This is a genomic window from Trabulsiella guamensis ATCC 49490, from assembly GCF_000734965.1.
Classification (GTDB): domain Bacteria; phylum Pseudomonadota; class Gammaproteobacteria; order Enterobacterales; family Enterobacteriaceae; genus Trabulsiella; species Trabulsiella guamensis.
Map to the genome: position 1 here is coordinate 1 of NZ_JMTB01000205.1, position 584 is coordinate 584.

The window sequence follows — 584 nt, forward strand, 5'->3', positions numbered from 1 at the left end:
TTGTGCGTGAAAAATTCGCCGGATTCAGTCCCATGTCGCCACCGTTTTCGCTTTCTTACCTTTACCCTTCCCGCCTTTCTTCTTGTCGCTGACCTTCGGCAAATCCATAGATTCCGGTGGCACCAGCGTCAGAACGCAGAGGCGGCCGTTTTCACCTTCGGTATAGGTCACGCTCTTGATAAGCCATGTCACCTTCAGGTTCTGGACAGGATCGTCAATATCCACACGCTGGTTTTTCTTCCACAACGGACCGGTATCACCGTTCTCACGCCAGCCTGCCAGCGTGATTTCAGTACTGTTCGCTTCACCCTGCATGCGGGCCTTGTACCACTCCCCGCGTGTGTTCGCGCCGCCCACGGTCAGGCTGTCTTCGTTGACCAGGATCTTCGGGCGGTAACGGTTGATTTCGCTGTCGTCGACGATGGTCTGACGTCCGCCGATAACGCTGACCGGCTGGTCATCCCACGTACTGCCGCCCGCGCTGCTGGTGCCCTTGACGATGTACTGGCTGTTACGCTCGCGCCAGCTGAACCGGCCACGGGCGGCAAGGATATTCTCGCCATACACCAGCGCCACCCCGGCCT

General features: G+C 58.4%; 1 protein-coding gene. It reads right to left on the reverse strand.

Annotated elements, in window-relative coordinates; all coding sequences use genetic code 11:
- Positions 1-24: 24 nt before the first annotated feature.
- Positions 25-584: phage baseplate assembly protein (locus tag GTGU_RS26250; protein ID WP_038163779.1), on the reverse strand; the 560-nt coding region annotated here is incomplete at its 5' end.